Raw genomic sequence first — 19,831 nt, forward strand, 5'->3', positions numbered from 1 at the left:
GTTTTTCGCTTGAAAACCGGTTATAAATCCGCACGCAGCTTCCAGATTTTCGGAAACAGCACCACGTCGAGCATCTTGCGCAAATAGCTCACGCCGCCGGTGCCGCGCTTGAAGCCGATGACCGCTGCGTTTGCCTCCTTCAGACCTCTACAGACAAAGGCTTTTCATGATTTCAAACGACAAAGTGGCACTCGTGACCGGCGCAGGCACGGGCATCGGCAGGGCGGTGGCGCTGGCGCTGCTGGAGGCGGGCTACCGCGTGGTGCTGGCTGGCCGCCGCATCGAGCCGCTCATGGAGGCTGCCGCCGCGTCGGGCAGCGACCGCGCATTGCCGGTGGCCACCGATGTCAGCCGGCCCGAGTCGGTCGATGCGCTGTTTGCCACCATCAGGGAAAAGTTCGGCCGCCTCGACCTGCTGTTTAACAATGCCGGCGTCAATTCGCCCAAGGCCAGCTTTGAAGACCTGAGCTACGACCAGTGGCAAAACGTCGTCAACATCAACCTGACGGGTTCCTTTTTGTGCGCGCAGGGCGCCTTTCGGCTGATGAAGGACCAGCTGCCGCAGGGCGGCCGCATCATCAACAACGGCTCGATCTCGGCCCACGCGCCGCGTCCCCATTCGGCGCCCTACACGGCAACCAAGCATGCCATCACCGGCCTGACCAAGGCGATTTCGCTTGACGGCCGCAAGTACAACATCGCCTGCGGGCAGATCGACATCGGCAACGCCCTGACCGAGCTGTCGGCGCCCATGGCTGCCGGCGTGCCGCAGGCCAACGGCGAGATCGCCATCGAGCCGATGATGGACGTCAGGGAAGTGGCCGATGCGGTGGTTCACATGGCCGCGCTGCCGCTGTCCACCAACATTCAGTTCATGACCATCATGGCGACGACGATGCCTTTCGTCGGGCGCGGTTAAAACCAGACTTCCTCCAAAGCCGGCCAGGGCAAGCCGGCTGGCAATTTAAAAATGCCAGAAAAGTACCGAAAGATGATCTGCATCAACGCAGCAGCGGGAAAGGACGTTCTGCCCCTGTCTGCATTTGTATAATGAGAATCATTTTCATTTAAACGTGCAAGACCTCATGATCCAGACCCATTTTTCCTCTAGCGCGGCAGACATCGGACTGCACGAGCTGCCCCGGCGTCTGCTGGCGCAAGTGACCCGGCTGATGCCCGCAGGCGACGCCGAAGAACGCGAAGTGCTGCTCCGGCTGCTGGAAATCGGATTTTTGCCCGGCGAGCCGGTGCTGGTGATGGCGCGCGGTTTTCCCGGCAACGATCCGCTGGCGGTGCGCGTCGGCCACACGACGTTTGCCCTGCGCAGCCGCGAGGCGGCGCTGATCCGCGTCAGCCCGCTGCTTGCCGAAGGCGCTCCCGCATGACGACGGCCGCCAGTCCCGTGGCCGGGCCGCTGCGCGTGGCGCTGCTGGGCAATCCCAACTGCGGCAAGACCGCGCTGTTCAATTTGCTGACCGGCAGCCGCCAAAAGGTCGCCAACTATGCCGGCGTGACCGTCGAGCGCAAGGAAGGCCAGGTGCTGACCGCCTCGGGCCAGCGCGTGATGGTGCTGGATCTGCCCGGCGCCTACAGCCTGAACGCCCTGAGCGCCGACGAAGCCGTGACGCGCGACATCGTCATCGGCCGGCGGCCTGGCGAGCCTTTGCCCGACCGGCTGGTCTGCGTTGCCGATGCGACCAACCTGCAGCTCAACCTGCGCCTGGTGCTCGAAGCGCGAGCGCTGGGCCTGCCGATGGTGCTGGCGCTGAACATGAGCGATGCGGCTCGGCGCGCCGGCATCGTGATCGACCGCGAAATGCTGTCGCGCGAACTGGGCATGCCGGTACTGGAAACCGTCGGCGTACGCCACGACGGCGCGCATGAACTGCTGCGCTTTCTGGACGACTGGCCCGCACCCGGTGCAAACGCCGCCAGCGCCGCCGCCTGGCAGGCGCCAACCTTCGACCAGGTCATGGACACCCAGCTTGAAGTACGCCGCATCATGCGGCTGGCGGTCCAGGCGCCGCCCGACAGCCTGCATTCCGACGACCTGATCGACCGAGTGGTGCTGCATCCGCTGTGGGGCATGATCCTGCTGGCCGTTATTTTGTTCCTGATGTTCCAGGCAGTGTTCAGCTGGGCCACGCTGCCGATGGAGGCGATCAAGTCGGCCGTCGAGTGGCTCTCAAGCCTGCTGCGCAGCCACATGCCCGAAGGCGTGCTGCAAAGCCTGCTGGCCGACGGCATCCTGGCGGGCGCGGGCGGCGTGCTGGTGTTTTTGCCGCAAATCCTGATCCTGTTCCTGTTCATCCTGGCGCTGGAGGATTCGGGCTATCTGCCACGCGCGGCCTTTCTGCTCGACCGGATGATGGGCAGCGTCGGCCTGTCGGGCCGCTCCTTCATTCCGCTGCTGTCGAGCTTTGCATGCGCGATTCCGGGCGTCATGGCGACCCGCACCATCACCCACTGGCGCGACCGGCTGGTGACCATCATGATCGCGCCGCTCATGACCTGCTCGGCGCGGCTGCCGGTGTATGCGCTCCTGATCGGCGCCTTCATTCCCGAACGCACGGTGGCCGGCATCTTCAACCTGCAGGGGCTGGTGATGTTTGCGCTTTACGCCGGCGGCATCGTCAGCGCCATGGCGGTGGCGGCGGTGTTCAAGCTGTGGCGCGGCCATGCGCGGCCCACGCCGCTGATCATGGAACTGCCCGCCTACCGCGTTCCCAGCCTGCGCCAGCTGGCGATGGGGCTGCACGAGCGGGCCGTGATTTTTTTGAAACGCGTGGGCGGCATCATCCTGGCGCTGACCGTGATCTTGTGGTTTTTATCCACCTTTCCGGCGCCGCCCGAAGGCGCCATCGGCCCGGCGATCCAGTACAGCCTGGCCGGCCGACTGGGCCATGCGCTGCAGGTGGTTTTTGCGCCCATCGGCTTTAACTGGCAGATCGCGATTGCGCTGGTGCCGGGCCTGGCAGCGCGTGAAGTGGCGGTCGGCGCGCTGGGAACGGTGTATGCGCTGTCGGCCACCGGCGAGGATGTGGCGCAAGCGCTCGGTCCGGTGATTGCCCAGAGCTGGTCGATGGCGACGGCCCTGTCGCTGCTGGTCTGGTATGTGTTTGCGCCGCAATGCATTTCCACGCTGGTCACGGTGCGGCGCGAGACCAACAGTTGGCGTTATGCTTTTTTCATGGCGGGCTACATGTTCGCGCTGGCCTATGGGGCGAGCTGGATCACCTACCGGCTGGCCTTGACGTGGGGAGGGGCCTGAGCATGCTGCAGCAATGGATTGCCGGGATCATGGTGGCGTTTGCCGCCCTTTATGCGCTGTGGTACTGGATGCCCGCCGGGCTTCGCCGCCGGCTGGGGCGGGTGCAGAAAAAGCTCGGTGAAAAACCGGCTTGCGGCGCGTGCAGCAGTTGCGGCGGCTGCGCAACGGCCGGAAAAGCGCCTGTGGCCGATGGCGCTCAAGGGCAACGCCAGCCGTTGTGGATGCAGCCCCGGCGCTAGAAATAACGCGGCACTTGCATCACGGCGCGCAAAACAACCGGCCGGTTTATGCTACTGAATTAATAGCTGTTGGCGCATGCTGTGTGTACGCTAGACCGGAATCATCCTGACTGTCAATAACCGCAGTGGCGAATGTAGCGCTCGCGCTCATCGGGAGGAAACCTGTCCAGTAACGGGTTGCGGCGATGCGCCGCTCCGGGTCGGTGTCGCCGCCGGGAATACTCCCACTTTGGCCGGTTGAAATTTCCCCAGCTTCGCGCCACTTGGCTGACGATAGGTGCGTCATGAACTCACGCATCGGAGTGCCCTCTGGGGCGAAAATTCCACATTTAACGGTGACAGAGCCATGCGATTTGGGTTGGTATCGGCGCCGTGGGCACGGCCATCCTCGGCATGGTGCTGCTGGGCGACTCGACCAACACCGGCCGCCTCGTCAGCCTTGGGTTGATCGTCGCTGGTGTGATTGGTCTCAAACTCGCCACCCCGGCATGATCTGGCGCGGGGCGAGGCACGGCTCTGTAGCCGATCAATTCCTCGCCCACGTTGGGGCGCCTACGCTGACAGAGCGGTTGATCTGGCCAGTGGACAGGTTTTGGAGGCACTTCTTCCGCGAAGTGCCTGCATGTCGGCATGTCTGCTTCTTCTGGCCGGGCTCGGGTGCAGCCATCATTGACATTGGCGCCACATTGCCGACACCCGACCTGCCGATGCCAATGTCGGGGTAAACGGCTGGTCATGCCAGCTTGACCCTGCTTGCCGAAATATGCTGCGGTTTGGTGAAAGCCTCGGCCCGCAAGTTGCCAGCGATGGAACTGCAACTCGTCGATACGGCTGTTCAGGTGGCCGGGCAGGCGCGAAAGTACGGCTTTTGGGTACGCCCACGGGTCCAGGCCGTTCATCCTGGCCGATTGCACCAATTATGTTGAAAATGCCTGTGGCGCTATATGGACGGGCGAAGCATGCTATAACTTAAATAGCACTTAGGATTTTTCCGGACGTGCAACCCGCAGCAACAGCCCGCCGGCCGAGGCGGCCAGTGCCGCCAAAATCAACAGGTAGCCTGCGACATCGGCCAGCGGCGCGCCCATCTGGTTGAGCCTGAGCGAGGCCTGAATGCCCGCCGTGCTCGGAAACAGCCAGCGCAGGGCTTGCAGCGGCTCGGGCAGGGCTTCGGCAGGCCATGAAAAACCGGACACAAAGGCCATCGGCAAAGCCGTGAACAGCAGCACCTGCAAGGCCCGTTCGCGGTTGCCGAACCAGACGCCCAGCAAGGCGCCCAGCGTGCAGATGGCCGGAATGTAGAAGGCCAGCAACACCAGTGCGCCGCCGGTGTTGGCGCCACGCGGAAAATCCTGGGCCCAGAAAATCCAGCCAAAGTAGAGCAGGCCGCTGAGGTAGCCGACGCTCGAAAACCCGAGGATGCGGCCCAGCCAGGTCGCCGCATCGGCGCGGTGCTGGCCGGTTTCAGCCCACAGCCCGACCAGCATGGCCACGCCCATCAACAGCGTCTGCTGGATGATCAACAGGGCGACTGCAGGCACCACGTAGCTGCCGTAGCCTTCGGTCGGGTTGAACAGGGCCACCATCTGGGTGCCGATGGGGTTGCGACCAGCCTGGGCCTGCTGCGCACTTTGGCCGCTGGCCTGGAGTTTCCCGATTTCCACGCCGGCCGAGACGGTGCCGACGGCTTCGGCAAAGCCGGACAGCACCGCCTTGTTGAGCAGCGCATAACTGCCGTTGGCCTCGACCGTGATTACAGCCGGGCTGCCGCGTAGCACATTGCGCTTGAGGTCTCTGGGCAACAGGGCGTAGCCCTCGATCTCGCCGCGCCACAAGGCTTGCCGGGCCTGGCGCTCGTCGCCGATGACCATGCGCACGTCGATGCGCGGGCTGGCCTGGGCAAAACGCGTGATCTGGCGCGACAGATTGCTGTGGTCGTAATCCACCACCGCCACCGGCACGCGCGTGACGGCTTGTTCCGAATACGGCCAGGGGTAGAAAAACCCGTAAATCAACGGTGCAATCGCGATGAGCAGCAACACGCCTTTGTCAGCGGCAATGGTTTTGAGCGTGTCCACCCAGGCCCGCCAGACGCTGCTTTGCGCCTGCATCAACGGCCGCCCCAGGTGTCAGGCTGGCCGGCACAGCGGTTCAGCAGCGGGGCGCACAATGCTGCTAAAACAATAGCTGATAACGCAAGCGCCGTGAGGGTTGGCGCCGAATAAGACAGAGGTGCGGCCATTTGCAGCTGTTCCATCTGCAGGCGGATGTAATGGGTGTAGGGCAGCAGTTCGGCCCAGCCTCGCGCCAGCACCGGCATGGACTGCAGGGGAAAACCCACGCCGCCAAAGGCAAACGCCGGCGCGGTGATGAAGCCCGTGGTCGACAAGGCCGTGCGCAGCGAACGCGTGGCGCTTGACGCCAATGCGCCCATGGCCAGCGACAGCGCCAGAAAGGCCCACAGTGCCAGCAGGACCCAGGCCAGCGAGCCCGGCGGATGCCAGCCGCGGCCCAGCGTCAACCAGAGCATGGCCAGCGTGCCGACCATGCCCAGACCCAGCAAAGGCCAGAGCAACTTGCCCAGCAAAGCCGCCGCCGTGCTGCCCCAGCCGGCTTGTGGGCCCAGCCAGTCGGCCACGGTCCGGTCACGCAGTTCCCGGCCCACCGCCCAGGCACCGGCGGTCATCGCCAGGATGTGCAGCAGCGCGGGAATCAGCGCGGCGGCCAGGAACTGCTCGTAATTGAGCGAAGGATTGAACAGCGTCACCAGGCTGGTCTTGATGGGCTCCATCGAGACTTGCGTGGCCAGCGCCGGCTCGCCGCGCTTGTTGCGAGCTCCCAGCTCTACGCCGGCCGACAGCGTGCCGACGGCGCTGCGTACATCGCGCTGGATCAGGCTTGAATGCGTACCCAGCTGGGCGTTGTGCAGCAGCGTGACCTGCGCGGCCCGGCCCTGCTTGAGGCTGCGCGCAAAGTCGGGCGGAATGCTGACGACCGCATAGACCTCCGCGCGGCGCATGGCCTGTGTGACTTCGGTGGTGTTGCCATAGGGCCGCACCACCTGCAGGCCGGGCGTGGCTTGCAGAAAGCGAATCAGCTGGCGCGACAGGGCAGAGTGGTCCTGGTCCATCACGCCAATCGGCAAGCGGTTGGGCAGGCCGGCCGAGAAGGTCCACCAGAGGAACGCCACGGCCAGCAACGGCACCCACGAAATCATCGCCAGATCCCAGCGGCTGCGCTTCAGCCAGACGGCTTCACGGCGCGCGCTAGTGGCGAATGCCTGAACAAATCCCATTTTCAGTCGCGCGGCGGGCGGCTCATTGAACCAGCACACTCATGCCCGGGCGCGCGCCCTCGATCGGCGTGGCGGGCCTGGCGCGGACTTCAAAGGTGCGCGCGTCAAAACCCTGGCCGGCGCGGGTGGCGCGCCAGGTGGCGAAGTCGGGCAGGGCGGCGCTGTAGAAGACCTTGAAACGGACAGCTTTGTTGTCCAGTGCGGGCAGCACGGCGTCAAACTCGGCATTTTTGGCGAAGCGCTGCAAGTGGTCTTCACGCACATTGAGCACCACCCACTGGTCTTTCAGATCGACCACGGTCACCACCGCCACGCCCTGCGGCGAAAGTTCGCCGACCCGGGCCAGCACCTTGGCGACTTCGCCCGCCACCGGGCTCTTGAGTTCGGTCTCGGCCTTGGCGGCCTGGGCTTCGGCCACCACCCCGGCGACCTGGCGCGCCTGCGCATTGGCTGCCGCCTTGTCCTCGGGGCGGGCACCGATGCGCGCCATGTCGTACTGCGCTTTGGCCGTGGCCGCCTGGTCGCGCGAGGTTTTGAAGTTGGTTTCGGCTTCGTCGCGTTTTTGCGCGGCCACCAGCCCTTCCCGGGCCAGGCCGTCAACGCGCCTGAAGGAGGTCTGGGCGAAGTCGGCGGCGGCCTGCGCGCGCTGCCATTGCAATCTAGCCATTTCCAGCTCTTGCGGGCGGGTTCCGTTTTGCGCCTTGTCGGCGACGGCCTGAGCCGCTTGCTGCGCGGCGGTGGCTTGCGCCAGCTTGGCGGCCACTTCGGGGCTGTCGGTACGCATCAGCGTGGCGCCGGCGGCAATCTGGTCGCCTTCGGATACCAGAACTTCGGCAATCCGGGCCGTGACTTTGGGCGCAATGTCGGTTTCCCGGGCTTCCATCTGGCCCTGGAACACCGCTGGCGGCGGCTGGGAGGCGCGCCAGACGCCATAAGCGAGCAAGGCGACCACTGCGGCCGCTGCAACGGCGATGCCGATATTTTTCTTGGTCATGGTCAATTCATTTTCACGTCAGCGCGCGCTATGTAGCGGTTGAACTCTTCCGATAAACCGCAGCTTTCCAGCAGCCGGGCCAGTGCCATCACGTAGTCATAAGCGACCTGCGCGCGTTCCGTCTCCACCTTGGCCTGGTTGACCTCGGCGTCCATCAGCTCCAGCGCCGTTCCCGTGCCTTCACGCAGTGCCGACGTGCGCAGACGCAACACCTCACGCGAAAGCGCCACGCCGGCGGCGGTGGCCAAAAACTGCTGGCGCGCCTGTTCCACGCTGCGCCAGTTTTTTTCGACCAGCAGGCCAATGTCGCTGCGGGCCTGCGCTTCGCTGCGTTCAGCCTGCTCGATCTGCTTGTTGGATGCGGCGGCCAGCGCGTTGCGGTCCACCGCATCAAACAGTGTCCAGCGCACGCCCAGGCCGCCTATCCAGTCGGCGCTGCCGGTTTTCAGCTCGCGCTGGCCAAAGGCAAAAACCTGTGGTTTTCGAAGCGCTTCCTGGCCCTGGTGCAACTGCTCGGCCTGCGTTTTTTTCGCGTTGACCTTGGCCAGACCCGGGTGCCGCAGCAAGGCCTGGTCCAGAAAATGAGGCAGCGGCTCGATCGGATGCGTGATGACAAAAAGCGGTGTTTCGGGCTTGACGATGCCGTCTGACTTGACGGTGCGGGCCAGCGCAATCGAGGCCAGTTCCGCATCATCCTGCGCCTTGAGGGCATTGCGTCTGGCTTCCTCGTACGCCTGCTGCGCCTGCAGCCGCTCCACCCGGGAGATCACGCCAGCCGACAGCATTTTGGCGGTGGCGGCGTCATGCTGGCGGATGTCGTCCAGCGCCGTCTGCCGCAGCGCCGCCGCCTTGTCAGCGAGCTGCGCGCCGAAATAGCGCTGAACCAAAAGGGTTGCCAGTTCATGTCCTGTCTTGTCGGCATCGGCACGCGCTTCGCTGCCCTGGGCGGCGACAAAGCCCCTCACCGCGTCGCTGGCACCGCCCGAGTAGATCGGCCACACGGCCGAGATGGATTTGGTGGTGCCGGTGTCATTCCGGTTGAAGGTGTAGCTGGCAGGGAACTGCGGCAGGGGCAGCGCAATAGGCAGGTTTTGCAGGGGAATCGGCAACTGCTGGCTGATTTGCGTCAGCCGCTGGTTGACCGGATCGAGGTTGACATCAAGATTGGCGTTGTAGGCATAGGCCGCCGCTGACAGGCTCACGACAGGCCCGCCCAGTCCCTTGAGGCCGCGCTCCTGCAAGGTCTTGCTGTCAACCGCCGCCTGTGCGGCCGCCAGCTGGTCTGAGCCGCTCTTGACGCGCTCCCAGGCGGTTTCAAAAGTCATGGCCTGCGGCTGCGCATCGACCGGTGCGCAGGTCACCAGGCACAGCGCAGCTGCCAGCAGGAAGTAGGGTGTATTCATGGTGCCAGGATTGCGTTCAGCAATGGTTTATTGTTGGCGACAGGCAGTATGCCATTCACCTTGCCGCCCATTCTGGAGCTACGGGGAAATTTCAAAAACCATCGTCCGTGACGATGGTCATGTTCTGGGCGGCATGGACTGTGCGTACGCGGGAAGGATCTTCATTGAACACGACGCCCAGCGTCCGCTGCAAGGTGTTTTCTTGTCGCCCCGTGGGCATGCAGCGCACTGGCATCAATCGCGGCTTGCGGACAGGCGAGACTTTAACCAGCTTGTCGCAGTGGCGGCAGGCCCGGACATTTGCCACTCTGCCCTGTATATCAGCCAAAGCGTGTCGTACACCGGAGAACTGCTCTGGACGACGCGAATCGCTTCCTGGGGTTTAAATGCCAAACGCGCGTAACGGGGGATGACGGTGAAGCCAAAACCACGCGCTACGGGCTCCAGTATCAGGCTCACTTGATTGGTAAATCCCCGCATTGGAAGGGTCTGAACACTGGGGCATCCCGGATACATCCGCGGCAACAGGCGGCTTGCCATGGCCAGTCCATCGGGATGGTCGATGAAGCCCAAGGTCATCAAATCTGACCAGCTGTGGGCCGTGGCTGCTGCGGGCACCACCAGTTCCAGGTGCTCCTCTGTGATCCGCTCTGCTTGCAAGCGCGGGTCGCTCGGCTGGACCACGGACAGGCCCAACTCATCTCGATTGGAGAGCACGCCGTCGAGCACTTCCTGCGTGGGGGCAAAGCGGTGCCTGATGCTCAGGCCAGGGTGCGCAGCCTGCAAGTCCAACAACATGGGGTACACCGCCAGTCCGATACTGCCCGGCGAGACCAGCCTGATTTCGCCCTGGTCGGTGACATCGCGCGCCAGCGTTCGCCGCAAGCGTTGCTCGGCATCGGACATTTCGCTCGCGTAGGCTTGCAGCGCCACACCCGCTGGCGTCAGTTCCAGGCGCCGCCCTTTTCTGAGCAGGAGCGGGCCGAGTTTGCGCTCTATCTGTTGAACCTGCTGACTGACTGCCGCTTGCGTCAGGTCAAGTTGTTCTGCTGCGCGCGTAAAGCTTCCAAGCGCCGCGACAAAGGAAAAGGTTTGGACCTGCTGGGCGTTAAGCATAAGAATATTTTATTCCAGAAATTACTTTTGATCACTTTATCTATTGACTCGCAATTTCTAGACTTCAACACTTTCTTCAATCCACTTGGTATTCCATGCTCAACAACGTTTACCCAAGAAGTTTTTCCCACGTCGGCCTGTCCGTCGCGGACCTGGACGGCGCGGTGAAGTTTTACCTGGAAGTCATGGGCTGGTATCTGGTGATGCCGCCCACCACCATCACGGAAGACGAGTCCGCCATTGGCGTCATGTGTACCGACGTGTTCGGTCCTGGATGGGGGACATTGCGCATTGCCCATCTTTCCACCGGAGATCGTGTTGGCGTTGAGATCTTCCAGTTTGCCAACGCAACGCGGCCCGAGAACAATTTCGAGTATTGGAAGACGGGCATCTTTCACTTCTGCGTGCAAGACCCCGACGTGGAAGGTCTCGCCGCGCGCATTGTTGCGGCCGGCGGCAGGCAAAGGATGCCGGTGCGGGAATACTTTCCCGGCGAGAAGCCTTATCGGATGGTCTATATGGATGACCCGCTTGGCAATGTCCTGGAGATTTACAGCCACAGCTACGAACTGACTTACTCGGCAGGCGCTTACGCCTCTAAGGTCTAGCGCCGGCATCCCAAGGCTGCCACTTGATTGTGCATGCCGTCTGAAATGGGGACTGGTGCCAATCGGGCCTGCGCAGCGCCGCCAAAGTGTGGCTCGGTGCCTTGCGCCGCTAACCCCAAAGCCGCTTAGGGGCGGCTGCAACATTTCACAAGGAAACCCCCATGTATTACAGCAGCGGCAACTACGAAGCGTTCGCCCGCCCGCGCAAGCCCGATGGCGTTTAGAACAAGATGGCCTGGTTTGTCGGCTCGGGCCTGGCGGCGCTGGCGGGATTTGTACCGCTCCATCCCGTCGCTGGAAACCGAGGGCGCCAGTGTGCTCGACGAGTTCTATTGGCTCGACAAGGACGATCCAAACTCTTCGTTGCAGCGCGCCACGGTGAATCGCGGCGAGGACGCGCATACCGACGGCCTTCACCGTGCCGGTGATGATGCCGTACGTGACCGCCTTCTTCATGCCGCGCCAGGCGGGTGACCGCCCGGACGTGGTGCCCGCAGGAGCGGTCAACTTTGCCTTCATTGGTCAGTTCGCGGAGTCCAGGGAGCGCGACTGCATCTTCACCAACGAGTACTCCGTGCGAACGCCGATGGACAGCCAATGAAAAGATGATGCAAAGCGCCCTCAATCCTCAGAATGCCGGTCTCATTCGGTATGCCGATGGCTGACGGTGATTGACCGGGCAGGAGTGGAGAAACGAGCCTGCGAGTGCTGCCAGGGGATTAAGAATGAGTACGACCGACTGCTTCTTCAGCAGCAGGCCTCCTGGCGCAGGTCAGTTGCCGGGCATGGCAACGCAAGGACAAGGTGTAAAGCCAAGCTCACCGGGGACTTTCTGATGGCCATCGTCGTTGACCCTAAACACAACCACTTGTTGGCTGCGCTGCCCGAAGCCGAGTGGCAGCACTGGCGCCCGCAACTGCAGTGGATTGAGTTGCCATTGGGCAAAGTGCTGTACGAGTCGGGCGCCCAGCAAAGCTACTTGTACTTTCCGACCACTGCCATCGTCTCATTGCTGTACGTGATGGAAAACGGCGCCTCGGCCGAGATCGCCGTCATCAGCCGTGAGGGCCTGGTCGGCATTGCCCTGTTCATGGGCAGCGAGTCCACGCCCAACCGCGCGGTCGTGCAAAGCGCCGGCCAAGGGTTCATGCTGGGCGCGCAGGCGATCAAGGACGAGTTCACCCGTGCTCCAGTGCTGCACCTGTTGCTGCGCTACACCCAGGCGCTGATCACGCAAATTGCGCAAACCGCCGTATGTAATCGGCACCATTCGCTGGACCAGCAACTTTGCCGCTGGCTGCTGCTGAGCCTGGACCGCCTGGAGTGCAACGAGCTGGTGATGACGCAGGAGCTGATTGCCAACATGCTGGGCGTACGCCGCGAAAGCGTTACTGAAAGTGCGTGCAAGTTGCAAAAGCTTGGCCTTATTCACTATTCACGCGGTCGCATCACGGTGCTCGACCGCCCGGCGCTGGAAAAACGCAGCTGCGAGTGTTATGCCGTGGTCAAGAAGGAATATGAACGTCTTTTACCTGCAGGCCCTGGGCGGGATGCCATCGCTCAGCCGCCCGGCGGTATCGACGCTCATTCATGGGCCACTTGAATGATCAGCTTGCCGAAGTTCTTGCCATCCAAAAGGCCGATGAAGGCCTCGGGCGCGTTCTCCAGGCCGAACACGATGTCCTCCCGGACCTTGACCTTGTCGGCCTGCACCCACTCGCCCATCTCGCCGGCAAACTCGCTCCAACTCGGCCCGTAGTCGTCGAACACGATGAAGCCCTGCATCTTGATGCGCTTGCGCAGCAGCGTGCCCACCAGCAGACCGAGTCGATCCGGGCCTGGCGGCAGCGCGGTGGCGTTGTATGCGGCGATCAGCCCGCACACCGGGATGCGGGCCTTGGCGTTGAGCATCGGCAGCACGGCGTCGAACACGGCGCCGCCGACGTTTTCGAAGTAAACATCGATGCCCTTCGGGCAGGCGGCGGCCAGGCGGCCGGGCAGATCGTCGGCGCGGTGGTCGACGCAGAAGTCGAAACCCAGTTCGTCGACCACGTAGCGGCACTTGTCATCACCGCCCGCGATACCCACCACGGTGCAGCCCTTGATCTTGGCGATCTGCTCCCACCACCGAGCCGACCGCCCCACTGGCAGCGGCCACGACGACGGTCTCGCCGGCCACGGGGCGCCCGATGTCCAGCAGCCCCATGTACGCGGTGAAGCCCGGCATGCCCAGTACGCCGAGCGCGCGCGAGGGGTGTGGATCCCCGGGATAGAGGGGCGTGAGACCTTTGCCGTCGGACACCGCATAGTCCTGCCAGCCCGTGTAACCCAGCACCAAATCGCCGACCTTGAAGTTGCCGTGGCGCGAAGCCTCGACGCGTGACACGGTGCCGCCGACCATCATGTCGCCGATGGCCACCGGGGCGGCGTACGACGGCCCGTCGCTCATGCGGCCGCGCATGTACGGGTCGAGCGACAGGTACAGCGTGCGTAGCAGGACCTGACCGGCCTCGGGCGTCGGGACAAGATCGCTTTCGATGCGGAAGTCCGCAGCCGTCGGCGCGCCGCGCGGCTTGGCGTTCAGAACGATGCGGCGATTGAGGGTAGTGCTTTGTGGCATGGAACGGGCCTCTTTTGGGTTGATCGAGTTACTTCAGCGCCTTGATCAGTGCGTCGAACTGCGCGTGGAGCGACCTGTCGTGCGGCGTCACCGGTGGAACCGACTTGGTGATACCGAGCAGCTGGTACACCGCAGCATCTGCGCCCGCTGCGGCGCAGTCGTTGCGATTTTGCAGCCTAGTCCAGGCACCGCTCGTCGTCTGTGCGGTAGATCACACACGGGGGAAATGTGCGCTACCGAACAGACCTTGCGGACCCTGGCGTGTAGGCTGTGATTTCAAAAAACCCCAGACCTTGCCGTCAGTGCATCGCCTTCGCACCGCGCAGGATCGATTCCTCCAAAAAGTTCTTCCAATGCTCTTCGACAAATTCTCTGCCCGCACGCTGCAACTCGCCAACCGCATGGTGATGGCGCCCTTGACACGCAGCCGGGCCACGCCCCAGCACACGCCCAATGCGCTGATGGCCACGTACTACGGCCAGCGGGCGACCGCCGGCCTGATCATTACCGAGGGCACCTCGCCGAGCCCCAACGGCTTGGGCTACCCACGCATCCCCGGGCTGTACGACGCGGCGCAGGCGCAGGCGTGGAAGGTCACCACGATGGCCGTGCATGCACAAGGCGGCAAGATTTTCGTGCAGTTCATGCACTGCGGCCGCGTGGCGCATGTCGCCAACCTGCCGCTTGGCGCCGAGGTGCTGGGGCCCGGCACCGCTGTGTGCCCGGGCGAGATGTACACCGACACGCTGGGCATGCAGCCGCACAGCCCGCCGCGCGCGATGACCGGCGACGACCTCGCGCATGTCATCGACGAACATGTGGCCGCCGCGAAGCTCGCAGTGGACGCAGGCTTCGACGGCGTCGAGCTGCATGGCGCCAACGGCTACCTGATCGAGCAGTTTTTGAACCCGCTGGTCAACCTGCGCACCGACGGGTACGGCGGCAGCATCGAGCGTCGCAACCGCCTGGCGCTGGAGATTGCGCGCGCCACGGTGGCCGCCATCGGCCGCGACCGGGTCGGCATGCGGCTCTCGCCCTACGGGGTGTTCAACGGTACCGGCGCGTTCCCCGAGGTGCAGGCGCAATACCTCGCGCTGGTCCATTCGCTGTCTGCCTTGGGTCTGCTGTACCTGCACCTGGTCGACCATTCATCCATGGGCACGCCGCCGGTGCCCGCCGATTTCAAGCTCAAGCTGCGCGCTGGCTTCGACGGGCTGTTCATCCTGTCCGGGGGTTTCGACCACGCCAGCGCCGAACAGGCCTTGCTCGACAAGCGAGGTGACCTGATCGCCTTCGGGCGGCCGTTCCTGGCCAATCCAGACCTGGTGGCGCGCATGCGCCAGGATGCCCCGCTCAACGCCCCGGACGAGGCGACCTTCTACGTGCCCGGCGCCAAGGGCTACACCGATTACCCGGCCCTGGCGGCCTGATCCGCACACAACCCATTCAAGGACATATCCTCATCGCCTATCAAAGCATCAGCCCCTACGACGGCAGCATTCTTGCCACCTTCGACGAGCACGACGGCGCCGCGCTGGAGGCCAGGCTGCACGCCGCCGCCGACTGCTTCGAGCGTGACTGGCGCCAGCGCGGCTATGCCGCACGTGCCGTGGTGCTCAAGCGCGCCGCCGCACTGATGCGCGAGCGCGCGGACGATCGGGCCAGGCTGGCCACCGTCGAGATGGGCAAGCTGCTGGCGCAAAGCGCTGGCGAAGTGGTGCTCAGCGCGGCCATCCTCGACTATTACGCCGACCATGCGAAAGAGTTCCTGGCGCCGGAAAAGCTGACCTCACCCGGCACCGAGTCGATCGTCGAAAGCTGCCCGGTCGGCGTGCTGCTCGGCGTCGAGCCCTGGAATTACCCGTACTACCAGATCGCCCGCTTCGCCGCGCCGAACCTGATGGCAGGCAATGTGGTGATGGTCAAGCACGCCTCCAACGTGCCGCAGTGCGCGCTGGCGTTCGAACAACTGCTGCACGACGCCGGCACGCCGGCCGGCGCCTACACCAACTTGTTCATCTCGAAGGACCAGATCGGCGAGCTGATCGACGACCCGCTGGTCCGTGGCGTCGCCCTCACCGGCAGTGAAGCGGCCGGCGCGGTGGTGGCCGCGCGCGCCGCGCAGAACCTGAAGAAGACCACGCTCGAGCTGGGCGGCAGCGACGCCTTCATCGTGCTCGACGATGCCGACCTTGACAAGGCGGTCAAGCACGCGGTGTCTGGCCGCATGGGCAATTGCGGCCAGGCCTGCACTGCATCGAAACGCTTTATCGTCGTCGAATCGCTGGCCGAGCGTTTCCTCGACACGTTCGCCCAGGCGCTGGGCAACTTCAGCGCCGGCGATCCGCTCGACGCGCGCACCACGCTGTCGTCGGAGCGCGCGCTCGTCACGCTGCTCGATCAGGTCGACCGCGCGGTTGCCGCGGGCGCCCGCGTGATCATGGGCGGCGCGCGCATCGACGCGGCTGGCGCCTTCATGCAGCCGACCATCCTGACCGATATCGACGCCGCCAATCCGGCCTACAAGGAAGAGTTTTTCGGCCCGGTGGCGCTGTTCTTCCGGGTCGCCGACGACGATGCCGCAGTGGCGCTGGCCAACGATTCGCCGTTCGGGCTAGGCGGCTCGGTGTTCACTCGGGACATCGAGCGCGGCAAGCAAATCGCGCGGCGCATCGACACCGGCATGGTGTTCATCAACAGCGCGGCGGTGTCGTCCCCCGAACTGCCGTTCGGCGGCGTCAAGCACTCCGGCTACGGCCGCGAACTGGGTCGCATGGGTATCCAGGAGTTCGTCAACAAGAAGCTCATTCGCGGCGGCCATGTCGCAGCGCCGGTCTGAGCGCAAAAGGAAATCCCATGAACACGCAAAGCACGCCTTCCGAGTCCACCGAACCGCCGGTCTGGTTCATCACCGGCTGCTCCTCGGGCTTCGGCCTGGAACTTGCCAGGCAGGCCATTGAACGCGGCTACCGCATGGTGGTGACCGCCCGCGACCTCGCCAAGCTGCCAGGCTATGTTGCGAATGACCAGGTCCTCGTGCTGCAGCTCGACGTCACGCAGCCGGACCAGGTCGCCGTGGCCGTGAAGGCGGCCCAAGCGCGCTTCGGTGGCATCGACGTGCTGGTGAACAACGCCGGCATCGGCTACTTCGCCGCCATCGAGGAGGGCGATGCTGCCGAGGTGCGCAAGATGTTCGACGTCAACGTGTTCGGCCTGACCGCCATGATCCAGGCCGTGCTGCCTGGCATGCGCCGGCGCCATCGCGGCTGCATCGTCAACCTGTCGTCGCTGGCCGGTCTGCGCGGCATGCCGGCGCTGGGCCAGTACAACGCCACCAAGTTCGCCGTCGAAGGCTTGTCAGAGGCCTTGCGGCGAGAGGTCGAGCCGCTGGGCATCCAGGTGATGGTGGTCAATCCGAGCGGCTTTCGCACCGACTGGGCCGGGCGCTCGGCCAACGAGAGCGAGCACCCGATCGAGGACTACCTGGCCACCGCCGGCAAGGTGCGCCTGTGGCGGTGCGCGCATCGTCCGGCAAGCAGCCTGGCGACCCTGTGCGTGCCGTCCAGGCCATCGTCGAGGCCGTGGCCTCGGGCAAGCCGCCGCACCACCTGCTGCTGGGCAACGACGCCTTCGAGGGCGCGGTGGCAAAGCTCGACGAATTGCGCCAGGAATTCACGGCGGGCGAGACCGTGGCGCGCGGCGCTGACTTTCCGAAGGAAAAGCCATGACGCGCAAGATGCAGGCGGCGCAGGTCGAGCAGTTGCCGCCTGTTCGCCGTTCCTGGCGTTCAAGGGCGCCGGCCGCTGTGTGCGCTGGCGAACAGACGGGCCGGCTCGATACCCATGAGAATTTTTTGATGGATTGACATCTGCCATACATCTGCCATCAGTGGTTTGGTGGCACCCACCCACGAGGACCCAGATCATGAAGAAGAACCTTTCCAGCCTGGCCCTTGCGACGCTCACAGTCGTCGGCGCGCTTTGCAGTACAGGACCCGCCGCAGCCCAGGTCGCCGGTGGCAGCACCACCGTCGGCGTCAGCGTCACGACGCAACTCGCCATGGGGTGGAGTGTGAAGAAGGCGCTTCTGGGCAAGACCATCTACAACGACGCCGGCCAGAAGGTGGGCAGGGTGGAAGACCTGATCATCTCGCCCGACACGAACGTGTCGTACGTGATCGTCGGCGCCGGCGGCTTTGTCGGCATCGGCAGGCACGACGTGGCGATCCCGGTCACGCAGATCCAGGACAAGGCGGGCAAGCTCGTGATGCCCGGTGCGACCAAAGACACGATCAAGGACATGCCCGTGTTCACGTATGCCACCGACACCGCGAAGCGCGACGCCTTCGTCGCTGCGGTCAACGAGGACATTGCCAAGGGCAATGTCACGATCGCCAGTCTTGAGAAGAAGGCCGGTGTCGCCGCCGCGGATGAAAAGGCCAAGATCGACGCGGACATCACCGCCCTGCAGTCGGACGTGACGTCGGCCGAAGCCAGGCTCTCCGAGATGAAGAAGGCCGGCGCAGTTCGCTGGAGGGAGTTTGAGGCCGATGTCAGCGCCGCAACGGACCGCCTGCGCAAATCGATACAGAAGGCCACGGGCTGAACTCCCCTGCGCCTTCGCGTTTACGGTTTCAACACAACTGAAAAGGAGCTCACATGAACAAACTATTGGTCGCGATATTCGACACTGAAACGGCTGCAGTTGCGGGGCTGAACGCGCTTCGCAACTTGCACGCTGCAGGCGATATCACGCTGTATGCCACCGCCGTGCTCGCCAGGAACGCCAAGAGGTTGGTCAGCGTCAAGGAGTCGATGGACTCCGGTCCCATCGGCACGGCCACGGGTCTGGCGGTCGGCAGCCTGATCGGCCTGCTCGGTGGACCGGCCGGCGTGGCAATCGGTGCCCTGACCGGCACCGTGGCCGGGGCTGTGCGCGACTTCTGGGCGGCTGGCGTGGGCCTGGACTTCATCGAAGAGGCCACCCAGCACCTGCAGCCCGGCAAGGTGGCGCTGGTGGCCGAGATCGAGGAAGAGTGGGTTATCCCCGTGGACTCGGCTTTGGAGGCCGTCGGCGGCCAAGTCTTGCGCCGCACCCGCACCGAAGTGGCAGAAGCGCAGTTTGACCACGACATCGCGGCTCTCAAGTCCGAGATCAAGGAACTTGAATCCGAAGCGTCGCACGCCAGTGGCGCGGCCAAGACCAAGCTGCAAGCCAAGCTCGCTGCGGCGAAGGCCAGTCTTGACAGCGCCGTGCATCATGCCCAGCAGCGCGTCAACACGCTGAAGGAGGAAGCCGATGCCAAGGCCGAAGCGCTCAAGCTGCAACTGAGTCAGGCCAAGGGCGATGTCAAGGCCCGGATCGAGGACCGCATGAAGCGGGTCAAGAGCTCTTACCACGCACGCGGTGCCAAACTGTCGCAGGCCTGGAGCCTGACCAAGGAAGCGTTGGCGGTTCGAACGGAAGGGGTGTGAGAAGCCACACCGAACACCACCACAGCGACCGCATCGGCTGGTTGCGCGCCGCGGTCCTTGGTGCCAACGACGGCATCGTGTCGACGGTCACGTCCGGTCCGCCCTGTGCACCGCTTGTGTCGCTGCACATTCAATCAAAGGAAAGCTCATGTACTACAGCAGCGGCAACTACGAAGCCTTCGCCCGCCCGCGCAAACCCAAGGGCGTAGAGAACAAAACGGCCTGGTTTGTCGGCTCCGGCCTGGCGGCACTGGCGGGCGCGGCCTTCCTGATCCGCGACGGCCAGATGCCGGGCAAGCAAATCACCATCCTGGAGCAGCAACAGTTGCCTGGTGGTGCTCTGGACGGCATCAAGGAGCCGGGAAAAGGCTTTGTGATCCGGGGCGGGCGCGAGATGGAAGAGCACTTCGAGTGCCTGTGGGACCTGTACCGCTCGATCCCGTCGCTCGAGATCGAGGGCGCGAGCGTGCTCGACGAGTTCTATTGGCTCGACAAGGACGATCCGAACTCCTCTTTGCAGCGCGCCACCGTGAATCGCGGAGAGGACGCGCATACCGACGGCCTGTTCACGCTCAGCGAGCAGGCGCAGAAAGAGATCATCAAGTTCTTCCTGGCCACCCGCGAGGAGATGGAGAACAAACGCATCAACGAGGTATTCGGGAAGGAATTCCTGAGCAGCAATTTCTGGCTGTACTGGCGCACGATGTTTGCCTTCGAGGAGTGGCACTCGGCACCGGGCGCTGTCAAGGTAGTTGCCGCAAAAAGTTCGATGCTCAAGCGGCTAGTTTTTGTGTTTGATTCTGATCCTTTG

At 64.0% G+C, this 19,831-nt stretch carries 20 protein-coding genes and 5 pseudogenes; 17 read left to right on the forward strand and 8 right to left on the reverse strand.

Going from position 1 to position 19,831, the window contains the following annotated elements:
* Positions 1–20 precede the first annotated feature (20 nt).
* Positions 21–122, reverse strand: a pseudogene (locus ACP7AD_RS11415) (tryptophan 2,3-dioxygenase); the annotation flags it as partial.
* 44 nt (positions 123–166) lie between these two features.
* Here ACP7AD_RS11415 and ACP7AD_RS11420 point away from each other — a divergent pair.
* The 5 genes from ACP7AD_RS11420 (at position 167) to ACP7AD_RS11440 (ending at position 4,002) form a co-directional block, all read left to right on the forward strand.
* A complete protein-coding gene (locus tag ACP7AD_RS11420; RefSeq protein WP_426147463.1) occupies positions 167–919 on the forward strand; it encodes an SDR family oxidoreductase in 753 nt (250 codons plus the stop codon).
* A 166-nt stretch (positions 920–1,085) separates the two neighbouring features.
* A complete protein-coding gene (locus ACP7AD_RS11425; RefSeq protein ID WP_426147464.1) occupies positions 1,086–1,385 on the forward strand; it encodes a FeoA family protein in 300 nt (99 codons plus the stop codon).
* Complete coding sequence (gene feoB / locus ACP7AD_RS11430) at positions 1,382–3,271, forward strand: ferrous iron transporter B (RefSeq protein WP_426147465.1); 1,890 nt, start codon at positions 1,382–1,384, stop codon at positions 3,269–3,271. Before ACP7AD_RS11425 ends, feoB begins: the two co-directional genes overlap by 4 nt.
* A 2-nt stretch (positions 3,272–3,273) precedes the next feature.
* Positions 3,274–3,510 carry a hypothetical protein gene (locus tag ACP7AD_RS11435; RefSeq protein WP_426147467.1) on the forward strand — a complete coding sequence of 79 codons (237 nt, stop codon included), beginning with the start codon at positions 3,274–3,276 and terminating at the stop codon, positions 3,508–3,510.
* A gap of 351 nt (positions 3,511–3,861) precedes the next feature.
* Positions 3,862–4,002: an SMR family transporter gene (locus tag ACP7AD_RS11440; protein WP_426147495.1), complete on the forward strand. Its 141-nt coding sequence runs from the start codon at positions 3,862–3,864 to the stop codon at positions 4,000–4,002.
* Positions 4,003–4,307: 305 nt separating this feature from the next.
* On the opposite strand, the pseudogene ACP7AD_RS11445 reads toward ACP7AD_RS11440, so the two are convergent.
* The 6 genes and pseudogenes from ACP7AD_RS11445 to ACP7AD_RS11470 form a co-directional block, all read right to left on the reverse strand.
* Positions 4,308–4,427: pseudogene (locus ACP7AD_RS11445) on the reverse strand (transposase domain-containing protein); the annotation flags it as partial.
* Between the two features lie 63 nt (positions 4,428–4,490).
* On the reverse strand, positions 4,491–5,621 hold the full coding sequence (locus ACP7AD_RS11450) for an ABC transporter permease (protein ID WP_426147469.1): 1,131 nt from the start codon (positions 5,619–5,621) through the stop codon (positions 4,491–4,493).
* Positions 5,621–6,805, reverse strand: a complete 1,185-nt coding sequence (locus ACP7AD_RS11455; protein WP_426147471.1) for an ABC transporter permease — start codon at positions 6,803–6,805, stop codon at positions 5,621–5,623. Before ACP7AD_RS11455 ends, ACP7AD_RS11450 begins: the two co-directional genes overlap by 1 nt.
* Positions 6,806–6,827: 22 nt before the next feature.
* The gene (locus tag ACP7AD_RS11460) at positions 6,828–7,799 is read right to left on the reverse strand and encodes an HlyD family secretion protein (RefSeq protein ID WP_426147473.1); all 972 of its coding nucleotides are present in this window, start codon (positions 7,797–7,799) and stop codon (positions 6,828–6,830) included.
* A 2-nt stretch (positions 7,800–7,801) separates the two neighbouring features.
* Positions 7,802–9,202: a TolC family protein gene (locus ACP7AD_RS11465; protein ID WP_426147474.1), complete on the reverse strand. Its 1,401-nt coding sequence runs from the start codon at positions 9,200–9,202 to the stop codon at positions 7,802–7,804.
* 234 nt (positions 9,203–9,436) lie between these two features.
* Positions 9,437–10,318: a LysR family transcriptional regulator gene (locus ACP7AD_RS11470; RefSeq protein WP_426147476.1), complete on the reverse strand. Its 882-nt coding sequence runs from the start codon at positions 10,316–10,318 to the stop codon at positions 9,437–9,439.
* Positions 10,319–10,413: 95 nt separating this feature from the next.
* On the opposite strand from ACP7AD_RS11470, the gene ACP7AD_RS11475 reads away from it, so the two are divergent.
* The 4 genes from ACP7AD_RS11475 to ACP7AD_RS11490 all read left to right on the forward strand — a co-directional run bounded on the left by ACP7AD_RS11475 (position 10,414) and on the right by ACP7AD_RS11490 (position 12,529).
* Positions 10,414–10,926: a lactoylglutathione lyase family protein gene (locus ACP7AD_RS11475; protein ID WP_426147477.1), complete on the forward strand. Its 513-nt coding sequence runs from the start codon at positions 10,414–10,416 to the stop codon at positions 10,924–10,926.
* 213 nt (positions 10,927–11,139) lie between these two features.
* Positions 11,140–11,400, forward strand: a complete 261-nt coding sequence (locus tag ACP7AD_RS11480; RefSeq protein ID WP_426147479.1) for an oleate hydratase — start codon at positions 11,140–11,142, stop codon at positions 11,398–11,400.
* Positions 11,327–11,527 (forward strand): oleate hydratase, encoded by a 201-nt coding sequence (locus ACP7AD_RS11485; protein ID WP_426147497.1) that lies wholly within the window; start codon positions 11,327–11,329, stop codon positions 11,525–11,527. The genes ACP7AD_RS11480 and ACP7AD_RS11485 overlap by 74 nt, the downstream gene beginning before the upstream one ends.
* A gap of 234 nt (positions 11,528–11,761) precedes the next feature.
* On the forward strand, positions 11,762–12,529 hold the full coding sequence (locus ACP7AD_RS11490; protein ID WP_426147480.1) for a Crp/Fnr family transcriptional regulator: 768 nt from the start codon (positions 11,762–11,764) through the stop codon (positions 12,527–12,529).
* Here ACP7AD_RS11490 and ACP7AD_RS11495 read toward each other — a convergent pair.
* Positions 12,511–13,546 (reverse strand): annotated as a pseudogene (locus ACP7AD_RS11495) (NADP-dependent oxidoreductase). The gene ACP7AD_RS11490 and the pseudogene ACP7AD_RS11495 sit on opposite strands and share 19 nt — an antisense overlap.
* 353 nt (positions 13,547–13,899) lie before the next feature.
* Between ACP7AD_RS11495 and ACP7AD_RS11500 the strand changes: the two are divergent.
* The 8 genes and pseudogenes from ACP7AD_RS11500 to ACP7AD_RS11535 all read left to right on the forward strand — a co-directional run.
* A complete protein-coding gene (locus tag ACP7AD_RS11500) occupies positions 13,900–14,976 on the forward strand; it encodes an alkene reductase (protein WP_426147482.1) in 1,077 nt (358 codons plus the stop codon).
* A gap of 32 nt (positions 14,977–15,008) precedes the next feature.
* Positions 15,009–16,385, forward strand: coding sequence for an NAD-dependent succinate-semialdehyde dehydrogenase (locus tag ACP7AD_RS11505; protein ID WP_426147499.1), 1,377 nt, complete (start codon positions 15,009–15,011; stop codon positions 16,383–16,385).
* Positions 16,386–16,402: 17 nt separating this feature from the next.
* A pseudogene (locus ACP7AD_RS11510) lies at positions 16,403–17,274 on the forward strand (oxidoreductase).
* Positions 17,271–17,411, forward strand: coding sequence for a hypothetical protein (locus tag ACP7AD_RS11515; protein ID WP_426147484.1), 141 nt, complete (start codon positions 17,271–17,273; stop codon positions 17,409–17,411). The pseudogene ACP7AD_RS11510 and the gene ACP7AD_RS11515 overlap by 4 nt, the downstream one beginning before the upstream one ends.
* Before the next feature lie 59 nt (positions 17,412–17,470).
* Positions 17,471–18,151: a PRC-barrel domain-containing protein gene (locus ACP7AD_RS11520; RefSeq protein ID WP_426147485.1), complete on the forward strand. Its 681-nt coding sequence runs from the start codon at positions 17,471–17,473 to the stop codon at positions 18,149–18,151.
* A gap of 53 nt (positions 18,152–18,204) precedes the next feature.
* On the forward strand, positions 18,205–19,020 hold the full coding sequence (locus tag ACP7AD_RS11525; RefSeq protein ID WP_426147487.1) for a DUF1269 domain-containing protein: 816 nt from the start codon (positions 18,205–18,207) through the stop codon (positions 19,018–19,020).
* A pseudogene (locus tag ACP7AD_RS11530) lies at positions 19,017–19,112 on the forward strand (VIT1/CCC1 transporter family protein); the annotation flags it as partial. The gene ACP7AD_RS11525 and the pseudogene ACP7AD_RS11530, both read left to right, overlap by 4 nt.
* Before the next feature lie 56 nt (positions 19,113–19,168).
* Positions 19,169–19,831: oleate hydratase (locus ACP7AD_RS11535; protein ID WP_426166125.1), on the forward strand; the 663-nt coding region annotated here is incomplete at its 3' end.

It is taken from the genome of Polaromonas sp. DSP2-3-2b2 (assembly GCF_049895905.1).
Taxonomy (GTDB): domain Bacteria; phylum Pseudomonadota; class Gammaproteobacteria; order Burkholderiales; family Burkholderiaceae_C; genus Polaromonas.